This window comes from Marinobacter sp. tcs-11 (assembly GCF_002049515.1).
GTDB lineage: Bacteria > Pseudomonadota > Gammaproteobacteria > Pseudomonadales > Oleiphilaceae > Marinobacter > Marinobacter nauticus.
The window spans coordinates 14,966-31,027 of sequence record NZ_LLYU01000022.1; the positions used below are offsets into that span (position 1 = coordinate 14,966).

Sequence of the window (16,062 nt, forward strand, 5' to 3'; positions counted from 1 at the left end):
GTGTTCCAGAGCAGACACCCTGGCCTGATTTGCTTGACAAGCAACAGACTGTGGTGTTTGTGTAAGTCTCTGAGAACATAAGAATAACCCTGACACAAACAGGAAAAACACGATGAAAACCTCCGTAAAGAAACTCGCTACCGCTGTAGGCGCGTCCGTTGCTCTGATGGCTGCCGGCCAGGCCGCCGCTGAAATTAAAGTTGGTATTGCCGGCCCGATGACCGGCCCCGTTGCCCAGTACGGCGACATGCAGTTCTCTGGTGCCCGCATGGCCATCGAGCGCATTAACGCCGCCGGTGGTGTTATGGGTGAAGACCTGGTGGCCGTGGAAGTGGACGACGTGTGCGACCCGAAACAGGCCGTCACCGTTGCCAACCGCCTGGTCAATGAAGGTGTTCGCTACGTGGTGGGTCACCTGTGTTCCAGCTCCACCCAACCGGCGTCTGACATCTATGAAGACGAAGGCATTCTGATGATCACGCCGGCCTCCACCAGCCCGGAAATCACCGAGCGCGGCTACGAACTGGTGTTCCGCACCATCGGCCTGGACAGCATGCAGGGGCCGGTTGCCGGCAACTACATCGCCAGCCAGAGCCCCGAGCGCGTGGCCATCGTGCACGACAAGCAGCAGTACGGTGAAGGTATTGCCACCGCCGTACGCGACACCCTGCAGGATGCCGGCATCGAAATTGCCATGTTTGAGGGCATTACCGCCGGTGACAAGGACTTCTCTTCCCTCGTCACCAAAATCAAACAGGCCGATGTCGATTACGTGTACTACGGCGGTTACCACCCTGAGCTGGGCCTGATCCTCCGCCAGGCACGCCAGTCTGACGTAGATGCCAAGTTCATGGGCCCGGAAGGCGTCGGTAACAAAGACATCAACACCATCGCCGGCGAAGCCGCTGAAGGCCTGCTGGTTACCCTCCCCCCCAGCTTCGACCAGAAAGAAGAAAACCAGGAGCTGATCGCCGCCTTTGATGCCAAAGGTGAAGATCCCTCCGGCCCCTTCGTACTCACCTCCTATGCCGCCGTGCAGTTGATTGCGGAAGGCATTGAAGCCGCCGATTCGAAAGATCCGTTCGACGTGGCCCAGGCTCTTCGTGCCGGAAGCTTCGAGACCCCCATCGGCACTGTTCAGTACGATAAAGCCGGCGACATGAAGTCGTTCGAGTTTGTGGTGTACGAATGGCATTCAGACGGCAGTAAAACTCCGGTAAACTGAGCCAAAATCGTTAACTAACGGTAATAATGAGAGCACCTTCCCACCGCGATCCGGGGGAAGGTGTTTTTCTGGGCTCCTGCAGACCCTCACTGCATCCGCACCGGCGACACCGGTGGCCGGTTGCAGCCAGGCGAGGGAGCGGGCTTTCGGAGTTCCACAAACATGCAAGACCTCCTGTATTTCTTTCAACAGCTCATTAACGGGCTGACGATCGGGAGCACCTACGCCCTGATCGCCATCGGCTACACGATGGTTTACGGCATCATCGGCATGATCAACTTTGCCCATGGTGAGGTTTACATGATCGGTGCCTACACCGCGCTGATCGCCATAACCGGCCTGGCAACCATGGGGATTGCCTGGCTACCCCTGATATTGATCGTGGCGCTGATATGCGCGGTAATTGTCTCCAGCTCCATGGGTTGGGCCGTGGAACGGGTAGCCTATCGGCCGGTACGCGGGCGGCACCGGCTGATCCCGCTGATCTCCGCCATTGGCATGTCCATCTTCCTGCAGAATTATGTCCACCTGGCCCAAGGCTCCCGCAACATCGGCTTTCCGGCATTGATCGAAGGTGGTTTCCAGTTCGGCTCCGAAGATACCTTCCCGATGTCCATCTCCTACATTCAGATCACCATCTTCATCACTACCCTGATCTGTATGACCGCACTTTCCCTGTTCATCTCCCGCTCCCGTATCGGCAGGGCCTGTCGCGCGGTCTCGCAGGATCTGGGCATGGCAAACCTGCTGGGCATCGATACCAACCGCATCATCTCGGCCACCTTCGTGATTGGTGCAGCCCTCGCAGCCGTCGCGGGCCTGTTGCTTGGCATGTATTACGGATCTGTGGATCCACTCTTCGGCTTTATTGCCGGCCTGAAAGCATTCACCGCAGCCGTCCTTGGCGGTATCGGCAGCATTCCCGGCGCCATGCTGGGCGGCCTCATCCTCGGCGTTGCCGAGAGTATGACCTCGGGCTACCTGAGTGGTGAATACAAAGATGTGGTGTCGTTCAGCCTGCTCATTCTGATTCTGCTGTTCAAACCCACCGGACTGCTGGGCAAACCGGAGGTTGAGAAGATCTGATGGCTGCCAACAATTTTCGACACGCGCTCTTCTGCGCGATCATCACACTGATCATTTCCTACCCCATCATCGGCTTTAACCTGGAAGCCCAGGGCATCAGCGTGACCCTGACCGGCGCCGATACCAGCACAGTAATCCTTGTGTTGCTGGCCGCGGTGATCGTGTTCCTGTTCCAGTTGTTCCGGGATCAGATCATGGGCGGGCTCAAGAGCATCCCAAGCCCGCTGCCCAAAACCCAGAAGGAGCCGATGGCCGAGAACAAACGGGCCAAAATCGAATCCTGGGTACTCACAGGCATTGTCGTTCTGGCCCTGTTCTGGCCTTTCTTTGTCTCCCGTGGCGCTGTGGATCTGGCGACGCTGGTGCTGATCTACGTCATGCTGGCGCTGGGCCTGAACGTCGTCGTGGGTCTTGCAGGCCTGCTGGACCTTGGCTACGTGGCGTTCTACGCGGTTGGCGCCTACACCTTTGCCCTGCTGTCCCAATACGCCGGCATCTCCTTCTGGATGGCTCTGCCTATCGGGGCTTGCCTGGCGGCCTTATTTGGACTGGTTCTGGGCTTCCCGGTACTGCGGTTACGGGGTGACTATCTCGCTATCGTCACTCTTGGCTTCGGCGAAATCATCCGGATTCTGCTCAACAACTGGACTGCCGTTACCGGCGGCCCCAACGGCATTGGCGGAATTCCCGATCCCACCCTGTTTGGCATGGAATTCGGCCGGCGGGTTCGGGAAGAAGGTAACACGTCATTCCATGAGACCTTCGGTATCGCCTACAGCGGCGAGCACAAGGTGATTTTCCTCTACCTGATTGCTCTGGTCCTGGCCGTGATCACCGCCCTGATCATCCGCCGGTTCATGCGCATGCCTGTTGGTCGTGCCTGGGAAGCCCTGCGGGAAGACGAGATTGCTGCCCGCTCCCTGGGCCTGAGCCGCACCGCGGTAAAACTCTCTGCCTTTACCATTGGCGCGTTCTTTGCCGGGTTTGCCGGCACTGTGTTTGCCTCCAAACAGGGCTTTATCAGCCCGGAGTCGTTTGTGTTCCTTGAGTCGGCCATCATCCTGGCCATTGTGGTGCTCGGCGGCATGGGCTCGCAGCTGGGCGTTGTACTTGCCGCCATCGCCGTGACCATCCTGCCGGAACTGGCCCGGGAGTTTTCCGACTACCGGATGCTGGTTTTCGGCGCCGCCATGGTACTGATGATGGTCTGGCGGCCACAGGGGCTGATGCCCATGCGCCGCATTCACATTGAACTCAGACGCCAGGAGTGACAGACATGCTAGAAGTACAGAATCTGTCCATGCGCTTCGGCGGCCTGCTGGCAGTCGACCAGGTAAGCCTGGACGTGCAGGAACACGAAATAGTCTCCATCATCGGCCCCAACGGGGCCGGCAAAACCACGGTCTTCAACTGCATCAGTGGTTTTTACAAGCCCACGGGCGGGAAGATCCTGTTTGAAGGTAATGAAGTCCAGGGTAAACCGGACTACAAGATTTCCCGACTGGGCATGGTGCGAACGTTCCAGCACGTGCGCCTGTTCGGCCAGATGACCGTAGTGGAAAACCTGCTGGTGGCCCAGCATCGGCACCTGAACACCAACCTGATATCCGGCCTGATCAAGACACCCGACTATCGGGAGCGGGAACGCAAGTCCCTTGACCGGGCCGCGTACTGGCTGGATCGGGTTGGCCTGCTGGAACTGGCCAACCGGGAAGCCGGCAACCTGGCCTATGGCCAGCAGCGCCGGCTGGAAATTGCGCGCTGCATGGTGACCGAACCGAAACTGCTGATGCTGGACGAACCAGCCGCAGGCCTGAACCCGGCGGAAACCAAAGACCTCAACCAGCTGATTGTCAGCCTGAAAGAGGACTACAACGTTTCCGTACTGCTGATTGAGCACGATATGAGCCTGGTTATGGACATCTCAGACCGGATTACCGTCATCAACCAGGGCCGCCCCCTGGCTGCCGGCACACCGGACGAAGTTCGCCAGAACGACGATGTGATCAAAGCCTATCTGGGCGAGGCCTGAGGAGGCACCATGCTGGTACTGGAAGACGTACATACCCACTATGGCAAAATCGAGGCCCTGCACGGCGTATCCGTGGAAGTAAAGAAGGGCGAGATTGTGTCACTGATCGGCGCCAACGGCGCCGGCAAAACCACGTTGCTGATGACCGTTTGTGGTAGCCCGCAAGCCAGCGCAGGGCGGGTGATTCTGGAGGGCCGCGACATTACCAATGACGCCACCTCCAACATCATGCGTTCCGGCATTGCGATTGTGCCCGAAGGCCGCCGCGTGTTTCCCGGGCTGACGGTGGAAGAGAACCTGCACATGGGCGGTTTCTTCAACACCAAATCGGAAATCCGCAAAAGCCAGGATCACGTGTACGAGCTGTTCCCCAGGCTGAAAGAGCGTGAACATCAGCGGGCCGGCACTATGTCCGGCGGCGAACAACAAATGCTGGCCATCGGCCGGGCACTGATGAGCAAACCCAGAATGATCATTCTGGACGAGCCATCTCTGGGGCTGGCGCCGATCATCATTCAGCAGATCTTCGAGATCATCGGCCAGTTGAGAGAGGAAGGGATTACGGTGTTCCTGGTGGAGCAGAACGCTCACCAGGCCCTGAGCCTGGCAGACCGGGGCTATGTGCTGGAAACCGGCCGTATCCGCCTGCACGACACCGGCAAGAACCTGCTGGCCAATCCGGAAGTGAGGGATGCCTACCTGGGTGGTTAACCCATCCAGAAACCAAAAAAGCCGGAGGCCATCAGCGCTCCGGCTTTTTTTTTGGGACTCACAAAAGCAGCTTACTTGATGCTCTTGATGGTGCCCTTGTAGCCTTCAACGGTTACGTCGATGGTTCCGAAGAAACCATAGCCGTTTTGCTCAACGGTGTAACGCGGAGCCACGATCACGTCTGCACCAGATTCGGTCACAGCGTTGTAGGCAGCAGAAGACTTAACCTTCTCTACCAGGCTGGCGCCACCGATCGGCAGGGGCAGAGCACCGCCAGTGGAACCCACGCCGTAGGCAACGCCGTCAGCGTATTTCTTGCTATCACCCAGAGTCAGCAGACCAAACAGCTGGGTTACAGAAGCCTTACCAGTAATCTTCTCACCAACTTCGATGTCAGCTTTGACGTCGCTCTGAACGGCGCCAGTCAGCGGCAGCGAAGGAGCGCTGGTGTTGAGGGAAGAACAACCGGTCATTGCGCCGGCCAGAACGAGTGTTGATGCAATAAGCGCTTTTTTCAAAACAAACTCTCCATATGTTGTTGCATGGCCCTCATGGCCGCGCGCACTATACTGAAATACACTCTATATAACAATAGCGGCTAACAGATGATTTTTTGTTCGATTTAGAAATATGAACACATGTTCACATTTCCGTGTATCAGGCCGCTACCTTTTTTAACAGTGGCTTAACTTGCGATTTCAGGTTTTGATCTATACTCAAACAGACGGTCTTTTAACCAAACCAGATACTGGCCGTTGTCTTGCAGCCACGGAATTCGAACGCTGCAGGGTATGCGACAAAGCTATAACCACAGAAAGGAGTGGATAATGAAAAAACTGATCGCAGGTGCAATTCTTCTTGGTGCTTCCTCCATGGCGTTCGCACAGCCCGGCTGTGGCGTGGGTGCCATGATCTGGAAAGGGCAGTCCGGCATTGCTCCACATGTCCTGGCCGCTACCACCAACGGAACCTTCGGTAACCAGACCTTCGGCATGACCACCGGCACTCTGGGTTGCCAGACCAACCAGTCTGTTCAATCCATGGCCATGTACATGGACAGCAACATCGATAAGGTTGCCCGCGACATGTCCCGCGGTTCTGGCGAAAACCTGGATACTCTGGCAGTCCTGCTGGGTGTAGAAGAAACTGACCGTGATACCTTCCGCAAAGTACTGCAAGACAACTTTGCTTCCATTTTCCCCAACGCTGATACCACCTCAGGTGAAGCCGTAGACGCCATCGTGGCCCTGCTGGAGCAGAACGACGCTCTGAGCAAATACGTGGCCGCCTGATCACTGGCGACAATGGAACAGAATGGCGCCAGGGACGGCGAACAAACCCCAGAGCCACCAATCCGGAACTACCAACTCCATGGGCTTTACCCTTCGCACCGGGCAGGCCGTTTTATGGCTTGCATGCAGTACCGCCTGGGCACAGGCAGAAACCGTTACACTGCCTGACAACCTTCACCTTCATCCAACCTGGCTGACCCTCGGCCACTATCATCAGGACAGGTTCGGTTCCGATTACTCCAGCCAGGCCGATGACCCGGCCTTCTTTCTGAGTGACGACGGCAAGACATCGCCCAGAGCCGAACTGGAAGCCACCCTGGAGGCCATACAACAACCCGGAGGTGGTGATAGCCACGCCCGCTGTCGATTCCCGGCCCGGGATGCCTGGCTGAGAGAGCAACTGGAGTTGCCGGATACACCGGTAAACTGCCCCGCTTTCGAGGAATGGGCAGGCACACTGAATACCGAGAAAGTCACCCTGGTGTTTGCTGCGTCCTATCTGAACAGTCCCTCATCCATGTTCGGACACACCTTCTTGCGGCTCGATCCCCCCCAGGATGACGAAGAAACCGATCTGCTGCTGGCAAATACTGTTTCCTACGCAGCCGATGCCGCTGAACATGACAGCGAGTTGTTGTTTGCCTATCGGGGTATTTTCGGGGGCTATCCAGGCATTACCTCCATCAAGCCCTATTACGAAATGATCCGGCTGTACAACGACATCGAACACCGGGATCTCTGGGAGTACACCCTGAATCTCGACCAACAGGAGGTTGACACCCTGCTGGCCCATACCTGGGAAATTCAGGACAAGAACTTTGATTACTATTTCTTCGATGAGAACTGCGCCTATCGCCTGCTGGCCCTGATCGACGCCGCCCGCCCGGGCACGAACCTGCTCGACGAAGTAAGCACTCACGCCATCCCCTCTGACACCGTGCGCTGGGTGAGGGATGCCGGGCTGCTTGAAAGCATCCATTACCGCCCGTCTGCCGCCACCTCTGTAGCCCATAGCCTGGAAAGCCTGCCCTCAGACCACCAGACCATCGCCGCTGCCTTAGCCAATGGCTACGTGGCAGTGAACGACCCAGAAGTGCGTAAGCTTGGTAAAGACGACCGCGCCCAACTCCTGGATGCCACGTACGATTACGTACGCTACCAGAGCGAAGCCGAAGGCTGGCCCCGGGAACACGCGGCGCCGCTGTCTCATCAACTACTGGTCGCCCGCAGCCAGATTGAGGATGCGGCAGAACTTCCAGACGTGCCCGAACCGGAGATCCGCGACGATCAGGGGCATGACACCTTTCGCCTGAGCCTCGGTTCCGGCCAGCTCGCCCACAGCGAGTTCACCCAGTTGACCATCCGGCCGGCCTATCACGACGTACTGGATCCGCCCGCCGGTTACCGTACCGGTGCACAACTGCAGTTCCTGCGCCTGGACGCCAGGCTTTACCACAAAAACGACGAACTTCAGGTGGAACAGATCACCGGCGTCGAGATACGCTCCCTGAGCCCCCGGAACCAGTTCTTTGCCCCGATCTCCTGGCAAGTTGGCTTTGGCGGCCGCCGCACGGACACCGGCAATGATCGCGTACTGGCCCCCTATCTTGAAGGCGGAGCCGGCGGCAGCTGGAGCCTGGGCAAGAACACCCAAGCCTTCGCCATTGCCACGGCGGATGTGGAAATCGATGATGACATCAAACGGGGCTACGATTTCGCCCCGGGCGCAGACCTCGGCCTGCTGCACCAGAACAACCGCTTCAGCCTGCTGACTGGCGTAAAAACCAAAGCCTGGATCGTCAGCAGCCAACACCGGCAAGACCAGCTTTATGCCGAAGCCAACTGGCACATTGGCCGGGAATTCAGCCTATTCGCCAAATTCACCCGGGAAGACCACTACGACAGGTACCAAAGCACATGGCAAGCCGGCCTGCACGCTTACTTCTGAATACCAAAACGGCTCTCATCACCCTGCTGGCCATCACCACGCTGCTGCAAACCGGATGCAGCAGCGTGTTCTTCTATCCGGACAATGCCACTTACATCACCCCGGACCGACTCAACCTGGAATACGAAGACATCTACCTCAAGACCGCGGACGGCGAAACCCTCCACGGCTGGTGGCTCCCTGCCCTCACCGACGAGCCCGCCAAGGGCACCATCTACTTCCTGCACGGCAACGCCCAGAACGTCAGCGCCCACATCCTCAACGCCGCCTGGCTGCCGGAACAGGGCTACAACGTGTTCACCATCGATTATCGCGGTTACGGCCAATCCACCGGCGCCCCCGATATCGAAGGCGCACTGCACGACGTGGAAACCGGACTGCGCTGGCTGGCCCAACGCCGCGCCGATAGTGAACACCCGCTCTATATCCTCGGCCAAAGCCTCGGCGGCGCCCTCGGTATCGCCCTGGCCAGCGAATGGGTGCAGCGAGACGAACAACCAGAGCTAAACGGCATCATCCTCGACGGCACCTTCTCCGGCTTCCGCTACATCGCCCGGGAAAAGCTCGACCTGTTCTGGCTCACCTGGCCGTTCCAGTACCCCCTGAGCTGGACCATCCCGGATGACTACGAAGGCACCGACAGGATCGCCGGTGTATCACCGGTGCCGGTGATGATTATCCACAGCGTTCGGGATGGCATCATTCCGTTCGAGCATGGCGTGCGGTTGTATGAAGCGGCGGAGCAGCCCAAGGAGTTCTTGCAGACCGATACGCCCCATGCAGCGACGTTTGTGATTCCCGCATACAGGGAGGCAGTACTGGAATTCATGGAAAAAGGCCTTTAGAGGCAAGCACAAGGTCTAGCGCAGCGGTTGTGGGAAGCCTTTCCAAAAGTCTTGAGGGCCATGGACGGCCCGAAAGAAGCGCACATGGATGTGCTCGTAGCGTCTTTTGGAAAGGCTTCCCACAACCGCTGCAGGCACTAAAACTACAAGGCCCATAAACGACAAAACCCGCCAGGCTTGAAGCCGGGCGGGTTTTTCTAACCAAGAATCATCTTAGTCAGTGAAGTCAGTCGGCTGCTCGCCTTCTTTGACTTCCTTCATGGACAGCTTAACGCGACCACGGTTGTCCACATCCAGCACCTTGACCAGAACTTCCTGACCTTCGCTCAGCTCGTCAGTGACGTTCTCGATACGGCGCTCGGAGATCTGGGAAATGTGCACCAGACCATCCTTGCCGGGCAGGATGTTAACAAAGGCACCGAAGTCCACAATCCGCTCAACGCGGCCCTTGTAGATAGCACCCACTTCGATCTCGGCAGTGATTTCTTTCACGCGATTCACGGCAGCCTGTGCGGCCGCAGCGTTGTCGGCGTAGATCTTCACGTTGCCGTCGTCGTCCAGGTCGATGGAAGCGCCGGTCTCGTCGCAAATACCACGGATGGTTGCGCCACCCTTACCGATTACATCACGGATCTTGTCCGGATGAATCTTGATGGTGGTGATGCTCGGAGCGCGATCAGACAGCTCGGCACGGGGCTCTGCGATCACCTTGTTCATCTCGTCCAGGATGTGCAGACGCGCAGCGTTGGCCTGCTCGAGGGCGATTTCCATGATTTCGTCGGTAATACCCTGAATCTTGATGTCCATCTGCAGGGCCGTGACGCCCTCTTTGGTACCGGCAACCTTGAAATCCATGTCACCCAGGTGATCTTCGTCACCCAGGATGTCAGTCAGGACCGCGAACTTGTCGCCTTCCTTGACCAGACCCATGGCGATACCGGCCACCGGAGCCTTCAGCGGCACACCAGCATCCATCAGCGCCAGGGATGAACCACACACGGAAGCCATGGAACTGGAACCGTTGGATTCAGTGATCTCGGACACCGCACGAATGGCATACGGGAACTCTTCGATGGTCGGCATAACCGCGGCTACACCACGCTTGGCCAGACGACCGTGACCAATTTCACGACGGCCCGGGCTACCCATACGGCCAGCTTCACCTACGGAGTACGGAGGGAAGTTGTAGTGGAACAGGAACGGGTCCTTGCGCTCACCTTCCAGGGCATCGATGATCTGCACGTCACGGGTGGTACCCAGCGTGGCGGTAACGATAGCCTGAGTCTCACCACGGGTGAACAGGGCGGAACCGTGAACGGACGGCAGTACGCCAACTTCCACCTTGATCGGGCGAACGGTCTTGTTGTCACGGCCATCGATACGCGGCTTGCCTTCGATAACCTGCAGACGAACGACAGACTTCTCGACCTTGCCGAAGTACTTCTTCACTTCCTCTTCGGAAGGCTGGCCTTCTTCTTCACCGGCCAGTTTTTCAACGGCAGCAGATTTGATCTCACCCAGACGCTCGTAACGGGCCATCTTGTCGCGAATCGCGTAGGCTTCTTCGATGGCACCACCGAACTCGGCCTTGATGGCGTTCAGCAGCTCAGTGTTTTCCGCCTCGGGCTGCCATTCCCAGCGCGGCTTGCCGTTCTCGGCAGCAAATTCCTTGATGGCAGTGATCGCAGTCTGCATTTCCTGGTGGCCGAACAGTACGGCGCCCAGCATCTGGTCCTCTGTCAGGCCTTTGGCCTCGGACTCAACCATCAGCACCGCTTCGTCGGTACCGGCCACAACCATGTCCAGCAGGGAAGTGCTGAGCTCTTCGAAGGTCGGGTTCAGGAAGTAGCCTTTCTCGTTGGTGTAACCCACACGGGCAGCACCAATCGGGCCGTCGAACGGGATACCGGAGATGGCCAGGGCTGCAGATGCAGCAATCATGGCAGCGATATCCGGATCGTGGTTCTTGCTGGCAGACATAACCGTCAGCACAACCTGAACTTCGTTCATGTAGCCGTTCGGGAACAGCGGGCGAATCGGACGGTCGATCAGGCGGGAGGTCAGGGTCTCTTTCTCGGACGGACGACCTTCACGCTTGAAGAAGCCACCCGGGATTTTACCGGCGGCGTAGGTTTTTTCCTGGTAGTTCACAGTCAGGGGGAAGAAGCCCTGGCCCGGCTTGGGCTCTTTGGCGCCAACAACGGTGCCCAGAACGGCAGTGTCGCCGGTGCTTACCAGTACCGCGCCGGTTGCCTGACGGGCAATACGACCGGTTTCCAGGGTGAAGGTTTCCCCACCCATTTCAAATGTCTTGATACGTGGTTGCAGTTCCACAATAAACTCCTGCATTTTCAGCGGTTTTGATTCTGGCCAATGACCCATTCATTCGCCATTTTCCAACAACTGCAGCAGTCTGATCAGTGAACCGAAAGGCAACCCGTCTGAAAGCTAACAGGCTGTTGCAAAACCCCGGCCAGAGTTCCCGGGCTTTTCAACAACCTGCTATCAATAGCGGCTTTCCATTGTGACAGGGAAAATCCTTCGGTTTCACAGACAAATCAACTGCAGCAAAAAACGCTTCCTGCTTGTTCGGAATGAGCAAGGCAGGGAGCGGGAGAGAAGCACGGCTGAACCCGGGAACCCCCGGGCCAGCCATCAGGTCGCTAAACCGGATTAGCGACGCAGACCCAGACGCTGGATCAGGTCCAGGTAACGGTCAGCGTTTTTACGCTTGAGGTAGTCCAGCAGCTTACGACGCTGGTTTACCATCCGGATCAGGCCGCGGCGGGAATGGTGATCCTGCTTGTTGGCCTTGAAGTGATCCTGCAGCTTGTTGATGTTGGCGCTCAGCAGAGCTACCTGAACCTCAGGGGAACCGGTATCGCCATCACCTTGCTGAAAATCTTTAACGATCTGAGCTTTCTCACTGGCAGACAGTGCCATATTTCACCTCATTGGTTGCGATGCATACCTATTCAGCCGAACCGCGCATCTCTACAGCCCGGCTAATCAGCAAAAGGCGTTTACCGTTTGCTGTTCTTGACCAGACGGCGAGGCACCAGTTGAGTGCCATCGCCTTCCGGCAATGCTTCTGCCAGCCCTACGAAGGAATGCTCGCCATACAGGCGGACGAAACCTTCAAAAGGCTGACCCGGTATTCTAACCGGTTGTCCGTTCAAGATCGATACCAGCGGCACGCCGGACAATCGGTACTCGGGAAACATGGTGAGGGCGGTTTCCGGCGGCAACAGCAGGCCATCCAGGCTTTCCCCGCGCTCGCGCATGGCTTCCAGGTCTTTGACATCGTGGGCATTTGCCAGGGTGTAGCCGGAGGCCAGGGTGCGACGCAGAGCACTGACATGAGCTCCACAGCCCAGAACCTCACCAATATCCTCAACCAGTGAGCGGATATACGTACCCTTGGTACAGGTAACCGCAAGATCCAGCTCCTGTTCCCGAACCGCCAACAATTTGAGCTCGTAAATGGTCACCGGCCTGGCCGGGCGCTCAATTTCGATACCCTCGCGGGCGTATTCGTACAGTGGTTTGCCCTGATGCTTCAGAGCCGAGTACATGGAGGGCACTTGCTGAATGTCGCCACGGAACCGGGCCAGTACGGCCTCCACTTCTTCCTCACTGAAGTGGGGAACCGACTTTTCCTCCACCACAGCCCCTTCGCTGTCTCCGGTTTCTGTCCGGATGCCCAGGCGTGCGGTGGTGATATACGCCTTGTCACTGTCCAGCATGGTCTGGGAGAACTTGGTGGCCTCACCAAAACACAGGGGCAGCACGCCAGTGGCGAGCGGATCAAGCGCACCGGTATGGCCGGCCTTCGCCGCACCATACAGGCGCTTGACCTGCTGCAGAATCCCGTTGGAGGTAACGCCCTGGGGCTTGTCGATTACCAGGATGCCGTTTACGTCACGGCCTTTGCGTCTTCGGCTCAAGCGTCACGCTCCGGGTTATCGGAAACCGGGTCATCATTATCGTCCCGGGGCACGGCAGGCTTGTCGCCAACCGCTTCGCGGATCAGGCGATCCATCTTGCGGCTCTGCCCCAACAGTTTGTCGAAGTGAAACCGCAGATGGGGCACCACACGCAATTTCATGGCGCGACCAACCTGCCCGCGCAGAAACCCGGAGGCCTTGTTCAACACCGTCAGGGAGTCCTGCACTTCGGGTGAATCTTCGGTGAGCTCCTCGGTGGACAGCAACGAAATATAGATATCGGCATAGCCGAGGTCACGGCTGACTTTCACATCATTAACCGTGACCATACCAACGCGAGGATCCTTCACCTCGCGCTGGATCAGCTGCGCCAGCTCTCGCTGCATCTGATCGCCGATGCGATCTACGCGACTGTATTCCCGTGCCATCAGGCCCCCGTGGACTCAAGCTGACGTTCAACACGGACGCGATCGAACACTTCGATCTGGTCACCCACTTTCACGTCGTAGCCTTTAACACCGATACCACATTCCATACCGTTGCGAACTTCCGCCACATCGTCCTTGAAGCGACGCAGGGATTCCAGCTCGCCTTCAAAGATCACCACGTTGTCACGCAGTACGCGGATCGGCTTATTACGGTATACGGTGCCCTCAGTCACCATACAGCCAGCCACCTGACCGAATTTCGGCGAACGGAATACGTCACGCACATCGGCAATGCCCACAATATCTTCGCGGAATTCCGGCTTGAGCATGCCTGTCAAAGCCGCTTTCACATCATCAATCAGGTTATAGATGATGCTGTAGTAGCGCAGATCCAGACCTTCCTGCTCAACCAGACGCTTGGATGCGGTATCCGCACGCACGTTGAAACCGAAAATAACGGCGTTGGTGGCCATGGCCAGGCTGACGTCGGTCTCGGCGATACCGCCAACACCAGACGAAACAATCTTCACCTGAACCTCGTCGTTGCCCAGGTCCTGCAGGGCCTTGGTAATGGCTTCCAGAGAACCACGCACGTCAGTCTTGAGCACCACGTTGAGGGTCTTGACCTCGTCCTTGCCCATATTCTCGAACATGTTCTCGAGCTTGGCAGCTTGCTGGCGCTGGAGACGTTGCTCACGCTCACGGGTCTGACGGAATTCAGCCAGCTCTTTGGCTTTTTTCTCGTCTGCCACAGCGAAGAATTCGTCACCGGCGTCTGGCGTGCCGTTCAGGCCCAGAATCTCGACCGGAATCGACGGGCCAGCTTCTTTCACCTGGCGCCCGGCTTCGTCTGTCATGGCGCGCACCTTACCGAAGAAGGAACCGGCCACCACCATGTCGCCCTGGCGAAGCGTACCGTTCTGAACCAGCACGGTAGCAACAGAACCACGGCCGCGTTCCAGGCTGGATTCAACCACAACACCTTTCGCCGCTGCATCCGGGGACGCTTCCAGCTCAAGGATTTCAGCCTGCAGCAAGACGGCTTCCAGCAGGTCATCGATGCCCATACCAGTGTGTGCAGAAACAGGCACGAACTGAACGTCGCCACCCCAGTCTTCCGGAATGACTTCCAGAGCTGAAAGCTCGTTCTTGATGCGGTCCGGATCGGCTTCTTCCTTGTCCATCTTGTTGATGGCAACCACGATCGGTACGCCGGCAGAACGGGCGTGCTCAACGGCTTCCTTGGTTTGAGGCATAACACCGTCGTCGGCTGCCACCACCAGGATAACGATGTCGGTACACTGGGCACCACGAGCACGCATGGCGGTAAATGCGGCGTGGCCCGGGGTATCCAGGAAGGACACCATGCCGTGTTCAGTTTCTACATGGTAAGCACCAATGTGCTGGGTAATACCACCGGACTCACCGGCAGCAACCTTGGCGCGGCGGATATGGTCCAGCAGCGAGGTCTTGCCATGGTCAACGTGACCCATAACACTGACAACCGGCGCGCGCTTGATCTTCTCTTTGCCTTCATCCGGGCCGGTGATTTCGCTCAGAACTTCCTCTTCGAAGGCATCCTCACTCACCGCCTTGGGCTTGTGACCCAGCTCTTCGGTAACCAGGATCGCCGTTTCCTGATCCAGCGCCTGATTGATGGTTGCCATCACCCCCATACCCATCAGGGTCTTGATAACATCAGCGGACTTGACGGCCATGCGCTGGGCGAGATCACCAACGGTGATGGTTTCCGGAATCTGTACTTCTCTGACCATGGGCTTTGTGGGCCTCTCGAAAGCATGACGCTTTTCTTTCGGTTTCTTTTTGGCCCGCAGCGGCTTGCGAAGAGTGGTTTCCTCTTCGTCTTCGCTCAGTACTACCGGTTCTTCTACCGGACGGCTGCGAGGACCGCGATGGCCAGCCTGCTTCTTCTTCGGCTTGCCTTCTTCAATATCATCGCCGCGCTCACGCACCTTCTCTTTTTTCTTCTTCGGCTTGCGATCCCGACCTTCATCCTCAGGCGGAGGCATGGGAATATCCTCCGGCGCGATGGCAGGCTCTGCGGATTCTGCAGCAGGTTCCGGAGCAGCTTTGGCTTCGGTTTCCGCTGCGGCCGGAGCTTCCGTTTCGGGGGCTTCGGCAGGTGCAGCTTCCGCTGCGACCTTCGGCGTTTCTTCCACCGGTGCCTGCTCTTCGGCCGGTGCCTGTACCGGCTCTTCCGCTACCGGCGCCTCAGCTTCCGGTTCGGGTTGCAGCTCTGCACGCTTGATATAGGTGCGGCGCTTGCGCACTTCTACGTTGACAGTCTTGGCCTTGCCGGCCTTAAGCGTCGTCGTGGTCTTGCGCTTGAGTGTAATCTTCCGCGGTTCAGCTTCCGCCTCGCCATGGTTTTTTCTCAGATAGGCCAGCAACTGCTGCTTCTCATCGCTGGTGACAGCGTCGTTTTCGCTGCGGGCTTTCAGGCCCGCTTCCACGATCTGCTTCAGCAAACGATCCACGGGAGCGCCTACATCTGCGGCCAGTTGTTTTACCGTTACTTCAGCCATAC

At 57.8% G+C, this 16,062-nt stretch carries 14 protein-coding genes; 8 read left to right on the top strand and 6 right to left on the bottom strand.

All coding sequences use genetic code 11. From position 1 onward, the window contains the following. Positions 1-112 precede the first annotated feature (112 nt). The 5 genes from ARC85_RS16935 (at position 113) to ARC85_RS16955 (ending at position 5,054) form a co-directional block, all read left to right on the top strand. On the top strand, positions 113-1,225 hold the full coding sequence (locus tag ARC85_RS16935) for a branched-chain amino acid ABC transporter substrate-binding protein (RefSeq protein ID WP_153740567.1): 1,113 nt from the start codon (positions 113-115) through the stop codon (positions 1,223-1,225). 162 nt (positions 1,226-1,387) lie between these two features. Beyond that, positions 1,388-2,311: a high-affinity branched-chain amino acid ABC transporter permease LivH gene (gene livH, locus ARC85_RS16940; RefSeq protein WP_153740566.1), complete on the top strand. Its 924-nt coding sequence runs from the start codon at positions 1,388-1,390 to the stop codon at positions 2,309-2,311. After that, entirely contained in the window at positions 2,311-3,582 is a 1,272-nt protein-coding gene (locus ARC85_RS16945; protein ID WP_199451849.1) for a high-affinity branched-chain amino acid ABC transporter permease LivM, read from the top strand. Before livH ends, ARC85_RS16945 begins: the two co-directional genes overlap by 1 nt. Positions 3,583-3,587: 5 nt before the next feature. After that, on the top strand, positions 3,588-4,343 hold the full coding sequence (gene livG / locus ARC85_RS16950; RefSeq protein ID WP_011786750.1) for a high-affinity branched-chain amino acid ABC transporter ATP-binding protein LivG: 756 nt from the start codon (positions 3,588-3,590) through the stop codon (positions 4,341-4,343). A gap of 9 nt (positions 4,344-4,352) precedes the next feature. After that, complete coding sequence (locus ARC85_RS16955) at positions 4,353-5,054, top strand: ABC transporter ATP-binding protein (RefSeq protein ID WP_199451850.1); 702 nt, start codon at positions 4,353-4,355, stop codon at positions 5,052-5,054. Positions 5,055-5,125: 71 nt separating this feature from the next. Here the strand turns inward: ARC85_RS16955 and ARC85_RS16960 are convergent, their stop codons facing one another. After that, positions 5,126-5,572, bottom strand: coding sequence for a hypothetical protein (locus ARC85_RS16960; RefSeq protein ID WP_226538126.1), 447 nt, complete (start codon positions 5,570-5,572; stop codon positions 5,126-5,128). A gap of 309 nt (positions 5,573-5,881) precedes the next feature. Between ARC85_RS16960 and ARC85_RS16965 the strand changes: the two genes are divergently transcribed. From ARC85_RS16965 to ARC85_RS16975, 3 genes are all read left to right on the top strand, one after another. Then, positions 5,882-6,346: a DUF3015 domain-containing protein gene (locus ARC85_RS16965; protein ID WP_011786753.1), complete on the top strand. Its 465-nt coding sequence runs from the start codon at positions 5,882-5,884 to the stop codon at positions 6,344-6,346. Positions 6,347-6,425: 79 nt separating this feature from the next. Next, positions 6,426-8,294, top strand: coding sequence for an Lnb N-terminal periplasmic domain-containing protein (locus ARC85_RS16970; RefSeq protein WP_199452772.1), 1,869 nt, complete (start codon positions 6,426-6,428; stop codon positions 8,292-8,294). After that, positions 8,264-9,139 (top strand): alpha/beta hydrolase, encoded by an 876-nt coding sequence (locus tag ARC85_RS16975; protein WP_199452708.1) that lies wholly within the window; start codon positions 8,264-8,266, stop codon positions 9,137-9,139. Before ARC85_RS16970 ends, ARC85_RS16975 begins: the two co-directional genes overlap by 31 nt. 213 nt (positions 9,140-9,352) lie before the next feature. Here the strand turns inward: ARC85_RS16975 and pnp are convergent, their stop codons facing one another. The 5 genes from pnp to infB form a co-directional block, all read right to left on the bottom strand. Beyond that, the gene (pnp, locus tag ARC85_RS16980; RefSeq protein WP_228285567.1) at positions 9,353-11,467 is read right to left on the bottom strand and encodes a polyribonucleotide nucleotidyltransferase; all 2,115 of its coding nucleotides are present in this window, start codon (positions 11,465-11,467) and stop codon (positions 9,353-9,355) included. A 345-nt stretch (positions 11,468-11,812) separates the two neighbouring features. Then, positions 11,813-12,082: a 30S ribosomal protein S15 gene (rpsO, locus tag ARC85_RS16985; RefSeq protein WP_014422591.1), complete on the bottom strand. Its 270-nt coding sequence runs from the start codon at positions 12,080-12,082 to the stop codon at positions 11,813-11,815. Between the two features lie 80 nt (positions 12,083-12,162). Next, a complete protein-coding gene (gene truB / locus ARC85_RS16990; protein WP_153740561.1) occupies positions 12,163-13,086 on the bottom strand; it encodes a tRNA pseudouridine(55) synthase TruB in 924 nt (307 codons plus the stop codon). After that, complete coding sequence (gene rbfA, locus ARC85_RS16995) at positions 13,083-13,514, bottom strand: 30S ribosome-binding factor RbfA (protein WP_011786759.1); 432 nt, start codon at positions 13,512-13,514, stop codon at positions 13,083-13,085. Before rbfA ends, truB begins: the two co-directional genes overlap by 4 nt. Beyond that, positions 13,514-16,060, bottom strand: a complete 2,547-nt coding sequence (gene infB / locus ARC85_RS17000) for a translation initiation factor IF-2 (RefSeq protein ID WP_014422593.1) — start codon at positions 16,058-16,060, stop codon at positions 13,514-13,516. The genes rbfA and infB overlap by 1 nt, the downstream gene beginning before the upstream one ends. Between the last annotated feature and the right edge of the window lie 2 nt (positions 16,061-16,062).